At 46.2% G+C, this 19476-nt stretch carries 22 protein-coding genes; 11 read left to right on the top strand and 11 right to left on the bottom strand.

The annotated features are described in order from the left end of the window. The first annotated feature begins 131 nt into the window (after positions 1 to 131). Entirely contained in the window at positions 132 to 1097 is a 966-nt protein-coding gene (locus D0A34_19770) for an RluA family pseudouridine synthase (protein UNU20814.1), read from the top strand. Positions 1098 to 1333: 236 nt separating this feature from the next. On the opposite strand, the gene D0A34_19765 is transcribed toward D0A34_19770, so the two are convergent. The 3 genes from D0A34_19765 to D0A34_19755 form a co-directional block, all read right to left on the bottom strand. Continuing rightward, a complete protein-coding gene (locus D0A34_19765; GenBank protein ID UNU20813.1) occupies positions 1334 to 2011 on the bottom strand; it encodes a hypothetical protein in 678 nt (225 codons plus the stop codon). A 16-nt stretch (positions 2012 to 2027) separates the two neighbouring features. Continuing rightward, positions 2028 to 2231, bottom strand: a complete 204-nt coding sequence (locus tag D0A34_19760) for a hypothetical protein (protein UNU20812.1) — start codon at positions 2229 to 2231, stop codon at positions 2028 to 2030. A 143-nt stretch (positions 2232 to 2374) separates the two neighbouring features. Beyond that, positions 2375 to 3133: a phycobilisome rod-core linker polypeptide CpcG gene (locus D0A34_19755; GenBank protein UNU20811.1), complete on the bottom strand. Its 759-nt coding sequence runs from the start codon at positions 3131 to 3133 to the stop codon at positions 2375 to 2377. A gap of 126 nt (positions 3134 to 3259) precedes the next feature. Between D0A34_19755 and D0A34_19750 the strand changes: the two genes are divergently transcribed. Further along, the gene (locus D0A34_19750) at positions 3260 to 3484 is read left to right on the top strand and encodes a hypothetical protein (GenBank protein UNU20810.1); all 225 of its coding nucleotides are present in this window, start codon (positions 3260 to 3262) and stop codon (positions 3482 to 3484) included. A gap of 23 nt (positions 3485 to 3507) precedes the next feature. On the opposite strand, the gene D0A34_19745 is transcribed toward D0A34_19750, so the two are convergent. Continuing rightward, positions 3508 to 4104, bottom strand: coding sequence for a phycobiliprotein lyase (locus D0A34_19745; GenBank protein ID UNU20809.1), 597 nt, complete (start codon positions 4102 to 4104; stop codon positions 3508 to 3510). A gap of 228 nt (positions 4105 to 4332) precedes the next feature. Between D0A34_19745 and D0A34_19740 the strand changes: the two genes are divergently transcribed. After that, positions 4333 to 4503 (top strand): phycobilisome degradation protein nblA, encoded by a 171-nt coding sequence (locus D0A34_19740; protein ID UNU22379.1) that lies wholly within the window; start codon positions 4333 to 4335, stop codon positions 4501 to 4503. 231 nt (positions 4504 to 4734) lie between these two features. Here D0A34_19740 and pstB read toward each other — a convergent pair whose 3' ends face one another. From pstB to pstS, 4 genes are all read right to left on the bottom strand, one after another. Next, a complete protein-coding gene (gene pstB, locus D0A34_19735; protein UNU20808.1) occupies positions 4735 to 5535 on the bottom strand; it encodes a phosphate ABC transporter ATP-binding protein in 801 nt (266 codons plus the stop codon). 125 nt (positions 5536 to 5660) lie between these two features. Beyond that, positions 5661 to 6557, bottom strand: a complete 897-nt coding sequence (pstA, locus tag D0A34_19730) for a phosphate ABC transporter permease PstA (GenBank protein ID UNU20807.1) — start codon at positions 6555 to 6557, stop codon at positions 5661 to 5663. A 34-nt stretch (positions 6558 to 6591) separates the two neighbouring features. Beyond that, on the bottom strand, positions 6592 to 7548 hold the full coding sequence (gene pstC, locus D0A34_19725; GenBank protein ID UNU22378.1) for a phosphate ABC transporter permease subunit PstC: 957 nt from the start codon (positions 7546 to 7548) through the stop codon (positions 6592 to 6594). A 237-nt stretch (positions 7549 to 7785) separates the two neighbouring features. Continuing rightward, positions 7786 to 8982 carry a phosphate ABC transporter substrate-binding protein PstS gene (gene pstS, locus D0A34_19720; GenBank protein UNU20806.1) on the bottom strand — a complete coding sequence of 399 codons (1197 nt, stop codon included), beginning with the start codon at positions 8980 to 8982 and terminating at the stop codon, positions 7786 to 7788. Between the two features lie 455 nt (positions 8983 to 9437). On the opposite strand from pstS, the gene D0A34_19715 reads away from it, so the two are divergent. The 5 genes from D0A34_19715 to D0A34_19695 all read left to right on the top strand — a co-directional run bounded on the left by D0A34_19715 (position 9438) and on the right by D0A34_19695 (position 13341). After that, positions 9438 to 10016 carry a biotin transporter BioY gene (locus D0A34_19715; GenBank protein UNU20805.1) on the top strand — a complete coding sequence of 193 codons (579 nt, stop codon included), beginning with the start codon at positions 9438 to 9440 and terminating at the stop codon, positions 10014 to 10016. Between the two features lie 215 nt (positions 10017 to 10231). Beyond that, complete coding sequence (locus D0A34_19710) at positions 10232 to 10753, top strand: lipoprotein signal peptidase (GenBank protein ID UNU20804.1); 522 nt, start codon at positions 10232 to 10234, stop codon at positions 10751 to 10753. A 205-nt stretch (positions 10754 to 10958) separates the two neighbouring features. Beyond that, complete coding sequence (locus tag D0A34_19705; GenBank protein UNU22377.1) at positions 10959 to 12596, top strand: radical SAM protein; 1638 nt, start codon at positions 10959 to 10961, stop codon at positions 12594 to 12596. A 111-nt stretch (positions 12597 to 12707) separates the two neighbouring features. Next, positions 12708 to 13169: a cyclase gene (locus tag D0A34_19700; protein UNU20803.1), complete on the top strand. Its 462-nt coding sequence runs from the start codon at positions 12708 to 12710 to the stop codon at positions 13167 to 13169. Then, positions 13153 to 13341, top strand: coding sequence for a CPXCG motif-containing cysteine-rich protein (locus D0A34_19695; protein ID UNU20802.1), 189 nt, complete (start codon positions 13153 to 13155; stop codon positions 13339 to 13341). Before D0A34_19700 ends, D0A34_19695 begins: the two co-directional genes overlap by 17 nt. Before the next feature lie 7 nt (positions 13342 to 13348). Here D0A34_19695 and D0A34_19690 read toward each other — a convergent pair whose 3' ends face one another. The 3 genes from D0A34_19690 to D0A34_19680 form a co-directional block, all read right to left on the bottom strand. Then, complete coding sequence (locus D0A34_19690; protein ID UNU20801.1) at positions 13349 to 14098, bottom strand: gamma-glutamyl-gamma-aminobutyrate hydrolase family protein; 750 nt, start codon at positions 14096 to 14098, stop codon at positions 13349 to 13351. Between the two features lie 192 nt (positions 14099 to 14290). Further along, on the bottom strand, positions 14291 to 14950 hold the full coding sequence (locus D0A34_19685; protein ID UNU20800.1) for a DUF2834 domain-containing protein: 660 nt from the start codon (positions 14948 to 14950) through the stop codon (positions 14291 to 14293). Positions 14951 to 15077: 127 nt separating this feature from the next. After that, complete coding sequence (locus tag D0A34_19680; GenBank protein UNU20799.1) at positions 15078 to 16349, bottom strand: FAD-dependent oxidoreductase; 1272 nt, start codon at positions 16347 to 16349, stop codon at positions 15078 to 15080. A 26-nt stretch (positions 16350 to 16375) separates the two neighbouring features. On the opposite strand from D0A34_19680, the gene D0A34_19675 reads away from it, so the two are divergent. From D0A34_19675 to D0A34_19665, 3 genes are all read left to right on the top strand, one after another. After that, entirely contained in the window at positions 16376 to 16606 is a 231-nt protein-coding gene (locus D0A34_19675) for a hypothetical protein (GenBank protein ID UNU20798.1), read from the top strand. After that, entirely contained in the window at positions 16597 to 17988 is a 1392-nt protein-coding gene (locus D0A34_19670) for a glycoside hydrolase family 10 protein (protein ID UNU20797.1), read from the top strand. The genes D0A34_19675 and D0A34_19670 overlap by 10 nt, the downstream gene beginning before the upstream one ends. Before the next feature lie 475 nt (positions 17989 to 18463). After that, positions 18464 to 19444, top strand: a complete 981-nt coding sequence (locus D0A34_19665; GenBank protein ID UNU20796.1) for an aldo/keto reductase — start codon at positions 18464 to 18466, stop codon at positions 19442 to 19444. Positions 19445 to 19476: the final 32 nt, after the last annotated feature.

Here is a 19476-nt window from a genome sequence, read left to right as displayed (position 1 = left end):
TGCAGACCCAAAGGAAGTATTACTGTGAAAAAACCGGGGTTTCGACGTATCGGTGCGCTCGCGAACGAACTCACAGATGTTATGATTAACATATTTGCTTTACACACTTGGCAAAAAATAGTAAAAAGTAAATGATAGAAACAGACACTGCGGCACAGATTTACACAGTAGAAAATACAGAGGAATTCGATCGCAGTAATGTCAATCAGCGATTAGATATTTGGCTGTCAAACCAGATACCGGACTTATCCCGATCGCGAATCCAAACTCTCATATCACAAGGCAACGTCAAAGTCAACGACGAAACCTGCACCTCGAAAAAAATATCAGTAAAAACGGGCGATCGCATCCAAATTATCCTACCTGAAATCCAAGCCACAAACTTGCAGCCCGAAGCAATTCCCCTCGACATTCTCTACGAAGACGACAGCCTAATTATCATCAACAAACCAGCCGGATTAGTCGTCCACCCAGCCGCCGGACACCAAGACGGTACATTAGTCAACGCCCTGTTAGCCCACTGTCCCCTAGCAGAAATAGGCGGAGTTCAGCGGCCGGGAATCGTACACAGATTAGACAAAGATACAACGGGTGCGATCGCGATCGCCAAAACCGACATAGCCCACCAACACCTGCAAGCCCAACTCAAAACCAAAACCGCCCGCCGCGAATATTTAGGCATAGTTTACGGTGCTCCCAACAGCGAAACAGGCACAATAGACCTACCCATCGGGCGACATCCCACAGACCGCAAAAAAATGGCAGTAGTACCAGTAGAAAAAGGCGGTCGCCCCGCAGTTACTCACTGGAAAATCAAAGAAAAAATCGGCAACTATTGCTTAATGCACTATCAATTAGAAACCGGCCGCACTCATCAAATTCGCGTGCATACAGCCGAAATAAAACATCCGATTGTGGGCGACCCGATGTACAGTTCCAACCGTTCCATCGGCGTCAATTTAACAGGACAAGCCCTCCACGCATGGCGGCTGACATTGCAGCATCCCGTAACAGGAGAATTAATAGAGGCGATCGCACCTTTGCCCGATCAATTCAACACCCTGCTAAAAATATTGCGGTTGCGGGCTAATATTTGATAATTGGTATAGCAGTCACAAAAGCTTTTAGGGCAAGTCGCCATCAGGCGTTGAGAATTTTATCTACCTTGATTGCTTTGTTCAACATTCCCTCCAGGATATTGTTTCTACCTTAACTTTTTTTAATAGCACAAGTATCACTTAGATGCTAGTGCAAGTCTGGGATGTTACTGGTCTGTGCAAATTTGTTGATGTCAAACATATCAAGGTAGCGGTTTGTCTCATTTCTCCCCATCTTATCTACTTTTATAGGAGCGATCGAGTTCTTGCAACCCTGACACCAGATTGCCCAGTTCCATGACGTAAGCACCCCTAATCTTCTTTGTGTTGCTAAAACTCACCTTGGCATCGCTAAATACAACTACTGGAGTGACCTTGGTTAACTTCTTAGCTTTTTTGATAGCTGTGACTTCTTTGGCAATCTGTGCCAGAAAATCTTTCTCAAAATCTCTCAATTTCCCGTAAGATAGACGCTTGAGCACATCCCCATCCAACAGAACTACGGTTGAGTGAGACTTCACATCAAGGATAAAATTGACTCCTTTAGGCGATCGCAGCCACACATCGATATCGCCTACTTCCGGCAATCTTAAGTTGTACTCAGCTATCCATCCAGATTGGATTAGGGACTCCAAAACTTGCTGAATCTTTTCTTCACCACAGGCCCCTTGGTCAAATCTCTGAGACGACTTCCAAAACGTTTTCCCGTCCTCAATGAACGGAAGGGCGATTAATGCCCCTATCACAATAGCTGCGACCAAAAATAAAGGAGCAAAAGGTGCTACCGCGTATACCAGCAGTGGCAACAACACTAGCCCTGTCGCGGCACCGTACCTGTATAAGGCTTTGGTACGAAGCTGTTTAGCATGGCGGCGCAATGGTTTTCCAGCACCTTCGTTATATTGCGGCTGCATAAATGCACCTATGCACTTAGAGTTGACAATGAGAAAAGGTCGAATTATTTTTCTTCCTTCTTCCCTCTTCCTTCTTCCCTCTTCCTTCTTCCTTCTTCCCTCTTCCTTCTTCCTTCTTCCCTCTTCCTTCTTCCCTCTTCCTTCTTCCTTCTTCCCTCTTCCTTCTTCCTTCTTCCTTCTTCCCTCTTCCTTCTTCCTTCTTCCTTCTTCCTAATGACAAAAAATTATGAGTCCCGAGTTTTGGATTCCAAGTTTAGTAAAAAACTCAAACCTCAAAACTCAAGACTCAAAACTCTCTCAGCCTAAAAGCCGATCGATTCAGTCGATCGCCCGACACAAATAATTGCATCAGGGCACTATCAATTACCGGCGACGGGGAACCATCGAGTCGATATTGATATTAGCCAGAGGCACGCGCGGCGGCGGAGTAGTAGGAATGGGCATATTGCGCGCCATACCCAAATAGTTCGACGGATCGCCAGCCTTCGGCTGCTGTTCTTGAGGAACAAAACGGCGGACACTTGTCTGCCAGATGATTTGCGGGAAGCCAAGCTGCGAACGGTGGTATTCGCTGTAGCGGGGCGTCTTCAAATTGAAAGGAGTGTCCCCTCCAACTCGCTGAGGCAAAATTCGGCGCTGCTGGTAAGGTATTGTGTCATAGCCGAACTTTTCGAGGTACTCTTCGCTATTGACCAACTCGTCAATAAAGCCTTGAGGCCCCTTATTGGCTACTACGATCGACCAAGCAATCTTTTCGCGCTCGCTGTACACATCCCGGCCCAAAATGCGCTGCACGCACATTTCCACAAACCGATAGTTGCTGTTAGTTTGGTAATTCCGCTCTAGGAAAGGAGCAGAAGTCGCCAAACCGCGAATAAAGTCCCGCACAGTAATTTGGCCGAACTTAAGTTGCGACTCCAAAGACTTTTGGCGGTTGCTCTTGAGGATTTGGTGTTCGCTGTAAATCTGGCGATATCCAGCCCAAATCAAATTGTCCATGTCTCCAGGCGAGAGCACATTTTCAGTTGTGAAAATTCTCGGCTGCTCGTCGCCCCCCACTTCAAAACCAGCAACGCGCTGGTTTTGGCTCTTGGGGGCGTAGCTTAATAAAGGTAGCGCCACGTTAAAATCTCCGTTATCTCAAATTTCAGAAATAGTTGACACCGTGAGCTGCCAGCATAACGGATACAACTAACCAACATACAGATTAGGGGATTCCAGCAATCTAAATCTGATTTTCCTGAATTTTTGCAACAATCTGTAACATTTGTTGACTTTGGGGAAGGAAGAAGGAAGAAGGAAGAGGGAAGAGGGAAGAAGGAAGAAGGAAGAGGGGAGAGGGAAGTTATGCAGAAAGAAGGCTCGTTCCCCGGAAGCGGGCAGGAACGTCGCTCGGCGAGGCTCTGGCTCGTCAAACAGGAGGCAAACGACTCCCGCCAAGCATTCCCAGGCAAGCTGGGGGAACGAGCTTAAGAGCTGGGGAACGAGCTTACAAATTACCAGCCCAGAGCCGAATAAAACTCGCTGGCGGCCACTTGAGCTGCTGCGGGTTCTGATGTTGCATCCGAGTCTGGTTGCACCCGAATTTCGGTACAAAAAGTCGATGTGCTGAAACCGCCAAAGCGTTTTACGCTACTCGTCCGCATCCGCACGTTCGGATTAGCAAACCAGAAACGCTCGATCGAACTCATCGTCTCGTATTCCGTAATCAGCAGCAGCCCATCCTCATCATCCATCTCAAAACGGCCAGCCACCGGCACAATTTCCGCATAGCCCCGTTCGCGCAACATCAAACCCTGCCGGGGATTTTCAGGATCGGGGACGATCGCGAACACCGTAGACCCTTTATGATTCTCATCATCCTTATCCCACGCCATCGAGCCGTGCCAAGTCACAAAAGCCCCCCCAGCAGCCCGGCTCGGATCGACTTCGTGCATCTTGCAAATCTCCGCGACTCTCGCGTCATCCGCAGCCAGGGCTGTTACCTGAATATTTGAATCCCCAATCTCCGCTTGACGAAAAGCGAGATGGTGAGTGCTGCGCTGAGAACGCCACTCCCCAGCACTGCTTTGAAAAAACTCCATGGCATCCATACGAACTAGCTCCTTTGGCTTAGGCTTCCCTGTCTTTACGCCTTTTTATGATAAAGCTCCCCTCACTTAGATGTACTTTTGCTACACAAATTAGTCTTAAAATGTCTACTTTGGACATATTGTCAAGGGAATGTTATGATAGTTTACAATGTAGGAGACACAACAAATCCTGCGAAACGTCATTCCGATCAATTTCGCATCAATCTCAGCAAACTGGAGGAGCGATTTATGGATATGCCTACAACCAGCCTCAGCATGGAACAGCAGTTCAAACTTCAAGTGCTGCGCGAAGAAGTCAAAAGGTTAAGCCAAGACCAAGCTCAGGAATACTTGCTCGAAGTTATGCGGCAAAACATGGTCAAAGAAAACCTGTTCAAGTATTGGATGAAGAAAATGTGAACTCTTCGAGCATTTCTTCACAAAAATCAGTGGCTTGTATCTGCAAAAAGTGCGATCGAGCTTTTAATCATAAAATCCAGAATCCCGCTTTCTCCAAGAAAGCGGGATTCTAAATTTACAAAAGTTTTAGGTGGTTTTTTTTGTCGCTACCAGACTCAGCAAATTAAATATTTTTAATCTCTTAGAAAGGGACTTCGTTTGTGTAGCGACAGGTTTTAACCTGTCGGGGACTCAACCAAAACGGCCGCTCACATAATCTAAAGTAGACTCTTCCTTCGGACTTTGGAAAATTACCTCAGTCTTATCACACTCCACAAGATAGCCAAACCGCTTCCCATCGTCAGAAAGTTTTGCATTGAAAAAAGCAGTCAGGTCAGAAACCCGAGAAGCCTGCTGCATATTGTGAGTAACGATCACGATCGTATACTTCTCCTTGAGTTCCCGCATCAACTCCTCAATCTTAATCGTAGAAATCGGGTCAAGAGAAGCGCAAGGTTCATCCATTAACACTACATCAGGATTAATCGCGATCGCCCTAGCAATACACAAACGCTGCTGCTGGCCACCCGAAAGAGAAAAACCGCTTTGCTTCAACTTATCCTTCACCTCATCCCACAAATAAGCTTGGCTGAGCGATTTTTCCACCAGCTCATCCATATCCCCCTTATAATTGTTGACCCTCGCACCGTAAGCAATGTTGTCATAAATCGACTTGGGGAAAGGATTCGGCTTTTGAAACACCATCCCAATCTTGCGGCGCACCTCCACAGCATCAATATCAGGATCGTAAAGATTTTGACCCTGGTAATCAATTCTACCCTCTAAACGAAAACCGCTAACTAAATCGTTGAGGCGGTTAAAACATCGCAGAATTGTACTTTTACCGCAGCCCGACGGCCCAATCAAGGCAGTAATGCGATTTTTAGGAATCTCCATTGAAACATTTTTAACCGCGTGAAAACCGCCGTAAAAAATATTGATATTTTCTGTCCGTAAAACTGTTTCGGTTTGCTTGTCTAAATCCATCATCATACAGCTAACTATCCAATCGAATTTTACAAAATAAGGAGAAGATGAGAGTGGGAAAGTTGGAGATGGGAAAAATCTTCCTTCTTCCTTCTTTTTACCCGTTCGCCAAGTCGAAGGGTCTTCTTCCTTCAATACACTTTTTTGTGAGTAGCCCAGCGAGAAAGAATACTCGTCAGCAAAACCATCAACACCAAAATCAAAGATGCAGCCCAAGCCAATTCTTTCTGGGCCTTAAAAGGAACCGTTGCAAAGTTGTACACCAAAACCGAAAGACTCGGAGTTGGTTTATCAAATCCTGCCGGCCAAAAAGGCGAATTGAGCGCCGTGAAAATCAAAGGAGCAGTTTCTCCAGCAGCGCGAGCAATTGCCAGAGTCACACCCGTTAAAATAGCGGGAATTGCCGCAGGCAAAACCACCTGCAATACCGTTTGATAATTAGAAGCACCCACACCAACCGACGCCCATCTAATATCTTGCGGGACTATTTGTAGAGCTTCGTCAGTAGTCCGCACAATCGTCGGCAACATCAGCACGGCCAGCGCCGCGCCCCCCGCAATTGCCGAAAAACCTCCCATATTTACCACGAACAAACCGTAGGCAAATACCCCTGCAATAATCGAAGGAACTCCGCTGAGGACATTAGTAGCAAAGCGCACCCAGCGAGCGATTTGGCCTTTGCTAAATTCAGACAAATAAACTGCTGCCAACACGCCAAAAGGAACAGCAATTAGAGAAGCAATTCCTACGGTCATTAACGTACCGACAATTGCATTAGCAATACCGCCTCCCGATAGTCCGGGCGGAGGTGGCAGCTTGGTAAACAAGTCTAAATTCAGGCGATTGAAACCTTGTACGGTGACGTAGGAAAGCACTGCAAACAAAGGCAAAAGACTAATTGCTAAACAGGCTCCTGCTAGTACCGTCATCGCGATATTGAACAGCGATTGCGGACTGCCTTTAACCTTCTTCAAACTGCCTGGATTCGAGGCATAAGGATTGCGATCGTCCGATGAGATATTTGACATAAATCAACAATGTATGGGGATTTGCGGCAAACGTTTAGTTATACTTCGCTCTGACTTGAGAAACAATCCACTCTGCCAAAATATTAACAATCAATGTCAGAATAAACAGAATTAGCCCCGTGTACATCAGAGCTGCTACTTGCAACCCGGAGGCTTCCGCAAACTGATTTGCCATCAAAGAAGCAATAGTATTTGCCGGAGCTAGCACTGAAAGACTTAACTGATTGGAATTGCCAATTAACAGAGTTGCAGCCATTGTTTCTCCCATGGCGCGACCAAGCCCGAGCATAATTCCGCCGACAATGCCGGAAAAAGCCGCTGGTACGAGCACTCTAAAAATTGTTGTCCAGCGAGTAGCTCCTAAACCTAGAGATGCTTGCCGCAATTCGGGCGGGAGACTTACCAAAGAGTCGCGGGAGATAGCAGTAATAATGGGCAAAGTCATGATTCCCAAAATTACTCCGGCTGGCAACATTCCCGGGCCGACTGGCGGAGTGCTAAAAATCGGCAGCCATCCGAAGTTACCGTTGAGAAACTTTCCGATAGTGCTAATAATGGGAATCAATACAGCAATTCCCCACAAACCGTAGACTACGCTGGGAATGGCGGCTAAAAGTTCTACTAAAAAAACCAAAGCTGTACGCACTGGCAGCGGCAAAAAATCTTCACTCAAGAAGATGGCAGTCCCTACTCCTAATGGTACTGCAATTAGGAGCGCGATCGCCGAACTGACGATCGTCCCGTAAATCATCGGCAGCGCGCCGTACTCTTCTTTAACCGGATTCCAGCTACTGCCAAATAGAAAGCCCAAACCGTACTGTTGAATCGCCGGTAAAGCCCTGTAACCAACGGTGAGCGCGATTACCAGCAAAATTACACCAACTCCTATGCCCAAAATCCGCGTGAGCCAGATAAAGCCTTGGTCTAAAGACTTTTCTGCCCCAGAGCGCGATCGGCTCTGTGGTTGAGCGCTGTTATTATCTGAAATCATAGAAAAAAAAACCAAATATATAGTAGCCGAAAATAGCCTGTTTCCGAAAAAGCTAGAAGGAAGCAGAAAGAAAGACCATAAATAAAATCCAAGAGGGGCGGGTTTATTAATCCCCTGACTTTTCAACAAATATTTCTGATAAAACCCGCCCCTACAGAAATATCTCTCTTTTTTTCTTCCGTCTTCCGTCTTCCGTCTTCCTTCTTCCTTCTTCCGTCTTCCGTCTTCCTTCAATTACTATTGGGCAACCTCAATCTTGTAGTCTGGGCTGATGCCGTCCGCGGCCGCGGCTACTTTTTCTTTAACGCTTTGGGGCAGAGGAACGTAGCCCAATTCGGAGCTAACTTTTTGACCTTCAGTTAAGCCGTATTCAACCATCGCCTCGATTGCTTTAGCTTTGTTGGGGTCAGCAACTGTTTTGGGTACGAGCATCCAAGTGTAGGTGACAATTGGATAGGATTGAGCGCCTTCGGGGTCTTCGATAAATGCTCGCAGGTTTTCCGGCATGGGCACAGTCGCTAGAGCTTGAGAAGCTGACTCGTCGGTAGGTACTACAAATGTGCCTGCTTTGTTTTCCAAAGATGCAAATTTGAGATTGTTGTTTTTGGCGTAGCCGTATTCTACGTAGCCGATGCTGCCGACGGTTTGCAGGACTTGGGCTGTGACGCCTTCGTTGCCTTTTGCACCGAGAAAAGTACCAGTTGTGGGCCACTGTACTGTTTTGCCGTCGCCTACTGAACTTTTCCAGTCGGGGCTGATGGTACTCAGGTGTTTGGTAAATACGGCGGTGGTACCGCTGCCGTCGGAACGGTGGACAACTGTGATTGCTTGGTCTGCTGGCAATTTAGCGCCCGGGTTGGCCGCTGCAATTTTGGGGTCGTTCCAGTTGGTAATTTTACCGGCGAAGATATCTGCGTAAACATCCCGCGGCAGTTTCAATGGTTCGGTTAAGTCTGGTAAATTGTAGCCCATGACGATACTGCCGGCTGTCATGGGCAGCAAGATGACGCCTTTGTCTGCTGGAACTTTGGCGATTTCGTCGTCTTTCATGGCGGTGTCGCTGGCCCCAAAGTCTACTGTGCCTTTGGTAAATTGTTCGACTCCGGCGCCGCTGCCTACGGATTGATAGTTAATTTGTACTTTGGGGTTGATTTTGTTGAAGTCTTGAAACCAACGCTGGTACAGGGGGGCGGGGAATGACGCGCCGGCTGCGGTGATGGCTACGTCGGAGGCTAGGGCGAGTTTGGTGTTTTCCGCGGTGCCCGTGGCTGCAACGGGGGAAGCGCCGGGTGATGCTGCGGTGTCGCCGGGGCTGGGGCTGCTGCTCGTGTTTGGGCTGTCACTGCGGCAAGCTGCTACACTGAGGGCGATCGCCATTACGGTAATTGCTGTAGTCAGACGCTTTGGATTAATCAAGTTGAGACGAAAAAGCATAGGTATAAAAAATCTGCGTTATATGGGTGTCCCGCATCAGCATAGCGCGCAAAAGTAAAGGTTAGGTTAAGAATCTTTACACTTAATCGCAAATTAATATTAATTAATATTATGAATGTTATTTATGAGCTTGACGATTGTGGATTTATAAGATATAGGGCAGAGAAATAGCTACGGAAACAAGCAGTCGATCGCCCGATCGCGAAAAAGTCCCCATTAAATTATCACAAGATCCAGGCTTGAGAACCAGAAAACCATACAATGGTGGTTATTTTGACAGTAGTGCTAGTATTAAGAATTTAAAAGCTGCGGGCATTGAAGCTTGCATCTGACAAATACATTCTGACGAATGCTGTTTGATGATATAGCAACCGCCCTGACGGTTAGGACGTTCTTAATTGCACAAACATAAACGGTCGATTGCCACTTCGGTCTTCCTTCTTTCTTCTGCTATAATGCCTGCTCCTATTGAACTAATCTGGGCCGTTATTGGTTTGCTCCTGACGATAGGAGGCACTTTTTTGCCTGCATCTGTCACAATTCCGATTGGGTTGTGGGACGATCGAGGACTTCAGGCCTACTCTTTAGGTGTTACCTATCAAATTGGAGCCGTCTTGCTAGTAGGCTGCATGGGGGGGAAAAATGCTGCGGCTCTCTCGCAAATTGCCTATTTGGCATTAGGATTAACTTTGTGGCCAGTTTTTTCTCAAGGCGGCGGCATCGGCTATCTCAAAGAAGCGAGTTTTGGGTATTTGCTGGGTTTTGTGCCTGGTGCTTGGGTGTGCGGCTGGGTGGCTTTTAAGGTGGCTTCGCGGCTGGAATCTATGGCTTTTAGCTGTTTGTGCGGTTTGTTCACTGTGCACGCGATCGGCTTAATTTATCTAATTTTTACTTACTGGCTGCCTCCGGCAAAAAAAACACCTTTATTCGATGAGATTCTTAAATATTCGGTTTATCCCCTACCGGGACAATTGGCGGTAGTTTGTGCGATCGCAGTGCTGTCATTTACTTTACGCCGTTTGATGTTTTATTAATTGCGAAGGAAGAAGGAAGAAGGAAGAAGGAAGAAGGAAGAACGAAGAGGTAACGGGTAATTGTGCAAAATAAGGTTATACTATACATTGCGAAACGGGAGAGTCATCTCGCTGCGGCTCGGATTGCTTTGCTGCACTGCATTCTGCTCGCGATGACAAGTGAGATTGGAGTAAATTCTCTCATGCCCGATGCCCCATTTTCTATTGCTTAATTCATGCGTTTTAAAAGAAATCCCTTGTTCTGGATTGCTGCGGTTATCAGTTTAGTTTTAGACCACCTGACTAAGTTTTGGGTGGTACAAAATTTTGACTTGACACTTCCTCCGCAGACGCAGCCGCTGTTACCTGGGGTGTTTCACTTCACTTATGTGGTTAATACTGGTGCCGCTTTTAGTATGTTCAGCAATGGCGGGGCGATTTGGTTGCGCTGGCTGTCTTTGGGCGTTAGTGTGGGATTGATGGTGCTGGCTTGGTTCGGGCCGCGAATTAACCGCTGGGAACAAGCTGGCTACGGTTTGATTTTGGGGGGAGCACTGGGAAATGGGATCGATCGATTTGTTTCGGGCCACGTTGTAGATTTTATCGATTTTCGGCTCATTCGGTTCCCGGTATTTAATCTAGCCGATGTGTTTATTAATGCTGGGATTATCTGTTTGCTGATTGCAACTTTTCACAGTACACCGCCTACTCCGACTACTCCGAGAACTCAGGACGATCGCAATTCTATTTCAGAGTAACTTTCAAGAAGCAAGAAGGAAGTTCGCCAACGGATTGGCATTATTGGGATGTCACGGATGTAACAGCTAACTAACGGTAGGGTGCGTCCGGGGGGAGATTCTTAGTTTGTGGTGGCCACATTCAACCCTGACGCACCCTACAATGACTTTGGTAATGGCTTAAAATGAGATCAGAACAGACCTATTGTTAAAACTAAATTTGCCCGTGACTCCTAATCCCTTTGCTCAAGAACGCTTGCTATTTGCCCCAGCAACGCCCGATGCTGATGCTATCCCGACTATTTTTGCTTTCCCCAACGAGTACACGGTGGGTATTACCAGTCTCGGCTATCAGATAGTGTGGGCAACTTTGGCGGTACGATCGGATATTGAAGTGGGCCGTTTATTTACTGATATCCGGGAACAACTTCCCCGAGATCCAGAATTACTGGGATTTTCGCTTTCTTGGGAACTAGACTATGTAAATATTCTCAATTTATTGGAATCTCTAGAAATTCCGATTTGGGCGTCAAAACGAACTGATAATCATCCGATCGTATTCGGCGGTGGCCCGGTTTTTACTGCTAATCCAGAACCATTTGCCGATTTTTTTGATGTGATTTTGCTGGGAGATGGCGAACATCTCATTGACAATTTTATTAATGCTTGTAAAGAAGTCCGTAAAGCAGACAGACAAACTAAATTGCGGCATTTAGCGCAAGTTCCGGGAGTTTACGTCCCCAGTTTGTACGAAGTAACTTATCTGGATGCGGCTGAGGGTATTAAATCGATTCAGCCTGTCGATTCGGGAATTCCCAGTATGGTTGAAAAACAGACTTATCGCGGCAATACTTTATCTGCTTCCACTGTGGTGACAGAAAAAGCGGCTTGGGAAAATATTTACATGGTGGAAGTGGTTCGGAGTTGTCCAGAAATGTGCCGTTTTTGTTTGGCAAGTTATCTGACTTTGCCGTTTAGAACTGCGAGTTTGGAGAGTTCGCTAATTCCGGCGATCGATCGCGGTTTAGCTGTGACTAATCGTTTGGGTTTGTTGGGTGCTTCTGTCACTCAGCACCCGGAATTTGAAGCGTTGCTGGATCATTTGAATCATCCGAAATACGACGGGGTGCGGCTGAGTCTTTCTTCAGTACGGACGAATACGGTGACAGTTAAATTGGCAGAAATCTTGACAAACAGAGACAGCAAATCTGTGACGATTGCGGTGGAAAGCGGGAGCGATCGCCTCCGCAAAATCGTTAACAAAAAACTCACAAATGACGAAATTATCCAAGCTGCTATCAATGCTAAGGCGGGCGGGTTAAAGGGAATTAAACTTTACGGAATGGCGGGAATTCCCGGCGAAGAAATGGAGGATTTAGAGGAGACGGTGGAGATGATGCGGGCGATTAGAAAAGCCGCTCCCGGTTTGCGGTTGACTCTGGGATGCAGCACTTTTGTCCCGAAATCTCACACTCCTTTTCAGTGGTTTGGAGTGAATAAAGATGCGGAGAAGAGGCTGAAGTTTTTAGATAAAGAATTGCGGAAGTTGGGTTTAGAATTTAGACCCGAAAGCTATAACTGGTCTGTGATTCAGGGTTTGTTGTCAAAGGGCGATCGGCGGTTGGCTCGGCTGTTGGAATTAGTGCGACATTACGGCGATACTTTGGGCAGTTATCGGCGGGCCTTTAAGGAGTTGCGGGGACAGTTGCCTGAGATGGATTTTTATGTTTTTCAAGAGTGGGAATTGGATCAGGTTTTGCCTTGGAGTCATTTAAAAGGGCCGCTACCGGAGGCGACTTTGAAGAAGCATTTGGCTGAGGCAACCAGTCATTTTAGGACGAAGGATTTGCAGTTGACGACTTAGGAAATAGCGGGATGCAAAAGATTGAAACTAACTGTTGCTGTTTGTACTGATACAGAGGATAATACTGCAAATGCTGAAAGATCGCACTTAACTGTCTAGCCAAACGATACAATGCCCAATTTTAAATATTCGTCGCTGATTAATGCCACTGTTGAAACAGTCTGGAACTTTCACGAAAGGCCGGATATTCTGCAACTTTTGACTCCGCCTTGGCAACCGGTGAAAATCATTCGCCGCGAAGGGGGACTCGATGTGGGTGCTGTATCAGAATTTCGCCTGTTATTGGGGCCGATTCCTGTAAAATGGGTGGCGACTCACACTCAGTGCGAACAATATCGGTTGTTTGTTGATGAACAAACTGAGGGGCCGATGGCACGTTGGGTTCACCGACACGAGTTTACCTCAGAAAATGGCAAGACTAGATTGACAGATGCGATCGCATTTTCGATACCGGGCGGCCCGATTGTGGATTTGTTGTTAGGTTGGTGGGTGGAAATGCGGTTAACAGATATGTTTCGCTACCGCCACGAAGTCACAAAAAGAGAGTGCGAGAAAGATGCAAACAACGGCTGAATATTACTGTGCTTTCTGCGGCGAACCGAGTACAACTTTTGTTGATATCAGCGGTGGTATGGAACAATCTTATATCGAAGATTGTCAGGTTTGCTGTCGCCCGAATGTTCTGTATGTCAGAATAGATGAAGATACCCTGGATATTGAAATAGATACTGACTATCAAGAATAAGTGACTGTCAAAATGTATGAATTGCCTTGGATCCAGGCTTGGTAGAATTCATAAATCTTGAAGCTGCTGCTTCTACGAAAGCCTTAAAAATTCGAGAGTTGAACGAACAGTTTGGCGACATTTCCGGGTGCCATTGAATTGCTATCATCCAAGGGTGATAGCAGTGTTCCATTGCTTCTACCAAAGTGTCAGGTGCATCGGCTACAATTCGCCAATCGGATGTTACCTTCCTCACTGCTTGATGATGCCAGGAAACAACTGTTGTTGAAGTTTTTCCCATAATTTTTGCTAGCCGACTGTTTGGCTCAATTTCAATGGTATGCTTGATCGCACGCGGGGGGATTCCCGATCCGTGATTAACCTCGTCTCCGTAAGCATCCGGTACGTGAATCACCAAACTGCCACCGCTGGCTACGTTCAGCATTTGCATTCCCCGGCAAATCCCCAACACCGGTATGTCAGCTTTCAAAGCTAGCTTTGCTAAGTTTAATTCAAAATTGTCGCGTTCTGCATTAACCGAGTAAACTGTGCGATCGACATAACCGCCATAAAGTTCGGGGTTAATATCTCCGCCCCCGGAAAAAATCAAACCGTCTACTGCATCAAAAATACTAGCCGGATCTAATTGATTGGGCGGCAGTAAAATCGGAATGCCACCAGCCGCCTGAACTGCATCAATATAAGCTCCATTTAAACGATATTCGCCTGCTGAACAGCGGTTGTATGTTGTGATGCCAACGATAGGAAATTTTTTCATTTGCTAGAAACGGGGAGATAATTAATTAGAGTAATACTCAGATTTGGCACTATTTGTAATCAGTGTTTCATGGGCGGGCTAGGAGAAACGGCCCACAATAAAACTTAGTTATTGTGGAACAGGCATCTTCCCTGTTTTTTGCCGGATTTCTTGTGATTCCTAGATTAAACTGAGCATTCCCTGCGCTGCTGTCTAATTTGTAACAGTTTCAGTATTAGTTTCTGGCAGCGGTTTGCGCGTGCACAGATAAGCCAGTGGCCCGAACAGTGGCACTAATGTCACTGGCCAAAATGCGGTAGAGTTCTGCATTCCTCGGCGCGCCATATCGTCTCCTAATAAGGCAGGGAATAGCAGGCAAAGCATACAAAAATCTAAACTCATTACATGAATAAAGCGGCTAGTCTGCCACTGCCCAATAAAATCAGACCAATCGCCTTTTGTCCACCCAAAGGAAACTAAAGCAGCAGCGCCCAATGTTAGGACAATGGCAGTAAAACGGGAGTCTAATATCTTTAAAAAGATATTTTTATGACCGGGAAATTCAGGATTCGCTTCGCGCAGGGCTAAATAAGGCAATAAGGCAAAGGCGCCGACACCAAAAGATAAAGTGGCAAACAACCATGCAGGTATTTTCTGCCCCCTGCCGTCAGCAAATAAGACGCAACTGTAGATGAGCGGCCAAACTCCCATGATGTAGAACAAGGCTACAATTAAAGGGTTGATGTCTGCTATTTTCCCTGTGGAAAGGTCTGTAATTAGTGTGATAGTGTCTGGGCTATTGGGTGGTGCAAATACAAAGGCGTAGGTGCTAAATGCAATCCAAAGCAGCCCAAATCCAATTTTTCTGAACATAGTTAGTTTTCTTTACTTCTGATATTACTATAACAATCTTAAAGGGTTTTTGAATAATACTTTTTAAAATTAACCGCCGATGGCGCTATTGACACAGAGGAAGAGAAGGTTAGCTTTGAATGTATTGTTATTTGGTATCACCTGTTTTTGGCACCTTGCTAAATTTTTGCATAAATTGGCGATCGAGCCAATCTTTCCAATACCAGAACAACCGTGATTCCCACATGAAAGATCCGCGAGATGCGATCGCCCTTTTATTCCCAGTACCAATTAACCCTAAGTATTGTTCCTGCGGTGCAAAGGGTTTCAGCGGTTTTTCCAATAAAAACTGCTGCAAATTTTCAAACAGCGGTTTGCCCTGACGCACGGCAAACACGCCTGCTTTGGGACGGGGATAATTAACCATCGCAGCGATATCTCCAGCCGCAAATACGTTGGGGTGAGAGACTGATTGTAGACAATCGTTGACTTGGATAAAGCCGCTTGAGTCGGCTGCTAAACCGGATTCTCTGATCCAATTGGCTGCCGATGCTTGTGTCACCCAAAAAATGCGATCGCACTCTAATTCTAAACCTGATTTACAGGAAATTTGGTAATCGGTAGAGAATTGAGGATTGGTTTTCCTCTCAAATTTTTTTACAGCACAGACTTTTTCCTTTAAATGCAATTGAATGCCGCGACTGATGAGAATTTCTTGAAGGCGTCGGCGCGCCCGCTGATTGTGTCCCTGCATCAATTCAGCACCGCTGTGAAACAAATGAATTTCTGATGATAAGTTTTCTAATTTTTCTTCCCTCTTCCTTCTTCCCTCTTCCTTCTTCCCTCTTCCTTCTTCCCTCTTCCTTCTTCCCTCTTCCTTCTTCCCTCTTCCTTCTTCCCTCTTCCTTCTTCCCTCTTCCTTCCCCAATCGAGATTGCATATTTAATGCTAATTCTACGCCACCTGCACCGCCGCCGACAATGGCGATCCGCAGCGGTTTTTCGGGAGGGTTTTGCCTTTGGGAAATTAACTGATTCCAGCTAGCTAAAAACTCCGGTACGGGTTTAGCGGCGATTGCATATTCTGCAGCACCCGGTACAGATAAAGTCGCAGGAGTGCTGCCGATATCCACAGAAAGCAAGTCAAAATTAACCGGAGGGCGAGTTTGACAAATAACTAAATTTTTGTTAAGGTCGATCGCGATCGCCCGATCGACCAATATTTGACACCGGGCAAATTCAGCGAGCGATCGCAAATCGATGTGACATTCATCATAATCGTAAAACCCGGCAACGTGCCCCGGCAGCATCCCGGAATAAGGCGCGTGGAGCACGTCGCTAATCAGAGTTAAACGCACTCCTGGCAGCGGTTTGATGCCGAACATTTTTAATACAATAGCGTGACTGTGACCGCCGCCCATTAACACTAAATGTTTCACAATTACAGATGTTCGATCTAAATATTCCAGCACCAATATTGTACAGCACTCGCACTCCTTGGGCCACAAAGTACGGTAAGGATAGCTGGCAGCGGGTAATTAATGATTTCCCAGCAGTTAGACAGAATGCTGTCACTTACCCTCTGTCTCAGAGATTATACTTAGCTCAGTTGCGATCGGAGCACATCAATCCACCGATTTCGCTTAACCTATTCCATATTCCGCGCAAATGGCTGTAGACTGTAGAGCGAGCAAATTTTATCACCAAATTATGCCGGGGTGTGTTTCAATAGCTAACTCACCATTCAAAACTATGACATTACGCATCATTCCGCGCAGTTGGCAGCGATCGATTAAAACTCTTTTCCCGCTTCTGTTTGCCCTCTCATTCATTATAGTATTGCTGGCGAACAACTCCATTCCGGCGATCGCCCAGCAACCCCGCCAGGAAATTCGCGGCGTTTGGATGACGACAAACGACAAAGACATCCTCAGAGATCGTCGCAAACTAGGAGATGCTGTCAGCCAATTAAAGCGGTTAAATTTCAACACTATTTATCCTGTAGTCTGGAATTCTGGCTATGCAATGTATCCCAGCTATGTAGCGCAGCAAAGAGACATTCAACCCTTTGTTTACAGAGGGTTAGACGGACAAGATATGATCGCAGATTTAATTGATAAAGCTCACCGCCAAGGCCTGTTAGTGATTCCTTGGTTTGAGTTTGGTTTCATGGCTCCTCCCACCTCAGAATTAGCCTTAAATCATCCCGAGTGGCTGACACAAAAACAGGACGGCAGCCAAACATCAAACGACGCGGGCGGGGAAGTAGTTTGGCTCAATCCCTTTCATCCAGAAGTGCAGCAATTCATTACCGAACTCGTACTAGAAATCACCACTCAGTATAACGCCGACGGCATACAATTTGACGATCATATGAGTTTGCCGTCGGAATTTGGATATGATGAATACACAGTTGCTTTGTATACCAAAGAAACCAAAAAAGCTCCCCCAAAAGATTTTCAAAATCCAGCATGGGTGCAATGGCGAGCCAATAAAATTACCGCTTTTATGTCGCAGCTAAATCAAGCCGTCAAAGCAGTCAAACCCAATGCAATTTTCTCGATTTCTCCCAATTACTACGATTTTGCTTACAAACATCACCTACAAGATTGGCTGGCTTGGGTGCGTTTGGATATTGCCGACGAGCTAATCGTGCAAGTGTACCGTCCGAATTTAGAATCATTTGTGGACAAGATTAACCGTCCAGAAATGCAAGAAGCCCAGCAAAAAATTCCCACCGGAGTTGGGATTATGACAGGTTTGAGAAATAACCCAGTACCGATTCAGCAAATTAAATCTCAGGTGCAAGCAGTCCAAGGATACGGCTTAGGCGTCGCTTTCTTCTACTACGAAAGCTTGTGGGAATATGCACCCGAACCCCTCGCCCATCGACTTTCTCAATTTAGTGCTTTCTTCCCGTCTTCTGCATTCCGAACAGCGCTACAAATACCCAGACGCGCGGCGACTTTCCCTCCGCCGGCGCCACCCAAACCAGACCCGAAAGCTAAGCCAGAGCAACCTATTAAAAACACGGCACCTTCGCCCTCGCCAACCACGTAAAAGAATTAAAGAGTCATCAGTCATTGGTAATTTTGTAGGGTGTGCCATTAGTCCGACAGTCCAACAGGGGTTTAAACCCCTGTCTCATAGCTGAAGTCGTCTAAAGACGACTGTAGCACTTCTATCAAAGCTGTTTTTGTATAGAGTTAGCGCAGAATATATGTGTAACTCTACTTTTGAAAATTGAGATTACTATTTGAGTCGGTTAAAACTGAGATGTTGCACCATTCTCAATTACTTGTTTAGGAACAGGCAAGATGCCTGTTCCACAATAAAATTCATCTCTTGTGGAACAGGCATCTTGCCTGTTCTTGACAAGGGTGCAACATCTCAGTTTTAACCGACTTATGCTATTAGACAGGGACTTGAGTCCCTGGCGGCCCGTGGCAGAATAAAACAGCTCTACTGGGGGATAGGGGATACCGAGTTATGTTCCTATAAAATATCCGTATTACCAATAACTACCATCAAAAAAATGCCAACTAACCAAAAAATTTTACTGCCAAAAATGGGCTGCGGCACTTGGGCCTGGGGTAACAGATTCCTCTGGGGCTACAATGAAAGTATGGACGAGGAATTGCAAGCCGTTTTCAATCTTTGTGTTAGTAACGGCGTCACTTTATTCGATACCGGCGACTCTTACGGAACAGGGAAATTAAACGGACGCAGCGAGCAGCTTTTGGGGCAGTTTTCTCAACAATATCAAGGTGCAAATAAAGACAGTATTTGTATTGCGACAAAACTGGCTGCTTATCCTTGGAGGCTGACGCGACAATCAATGATATCGGCTTGCAAAGCCTCTGCTGCGCGCCTCGGAAAAAATGTAGATTTGGTACAAATGCACTGGTCTACAGCTAATTACGCTCCTTGGCAAGAGGGCGCTCTTTTGGACGGTTTGGCTGACCTTTATGAGCAAGGATTGGTTAAGGGAGTGGGCTTGTCTAATTACGGGCCGAAACGGCTGAAATGGGTGCATCGGAAATTTAGCGATCGCCAAATTCCTATTGTTACTTTACAAGTGCAATATTCGCTACTTTCTACCTATCCGGTGACAGAACTCGGATTGAAAGATGTTTGCGATGAATTGGGGATAAAATTGATTGCTTACAGTCCTCTAGCCTTGGGTTTGCTGACGGGTAAATACTCGGAAAATGGCTCTCTTCCTAAAGGTATTCGAGGTTTGGCGTGCAAGCAGCTACTTCCGGGAATGCGATCGCTTTTGGAATGTTTGCGAGAAATAGCGGCATTCAAAAACAAGACTGTTTCGCAGGTAGCAATCAACTGGTGCATCTGCAAAGAAACTATTCCGATTCCGGGGGCTAAATCTGTGGAACAGGCGAGGGATAATATTGGTGCTTTGGGCTGGGAGTTAGACTCCGGGGAGATTGCCGAATTGGATAAGGCGGCGGGGAGTGTAGATAAGAAAATGGTGCAGAATATCTTTCAAACTCGGTAATATCTGAGATGCTGTACCCTTCTCATGAACAG

This window comes from Microcoleus vaginatus PCC 9802 (assembly GCA_022701275.1).
GTDB classification, from domain to species: domain Bacteria; phylum Cyanobacteriota; class Cyanobacteriia; order Cyanobacteriales; family Microcoleaceae; genus Microcoleus; species Microcoleus vaginatus_A.
This window is presented reverse-complemented; position numbering and strand designations above follow the sequence as displayed.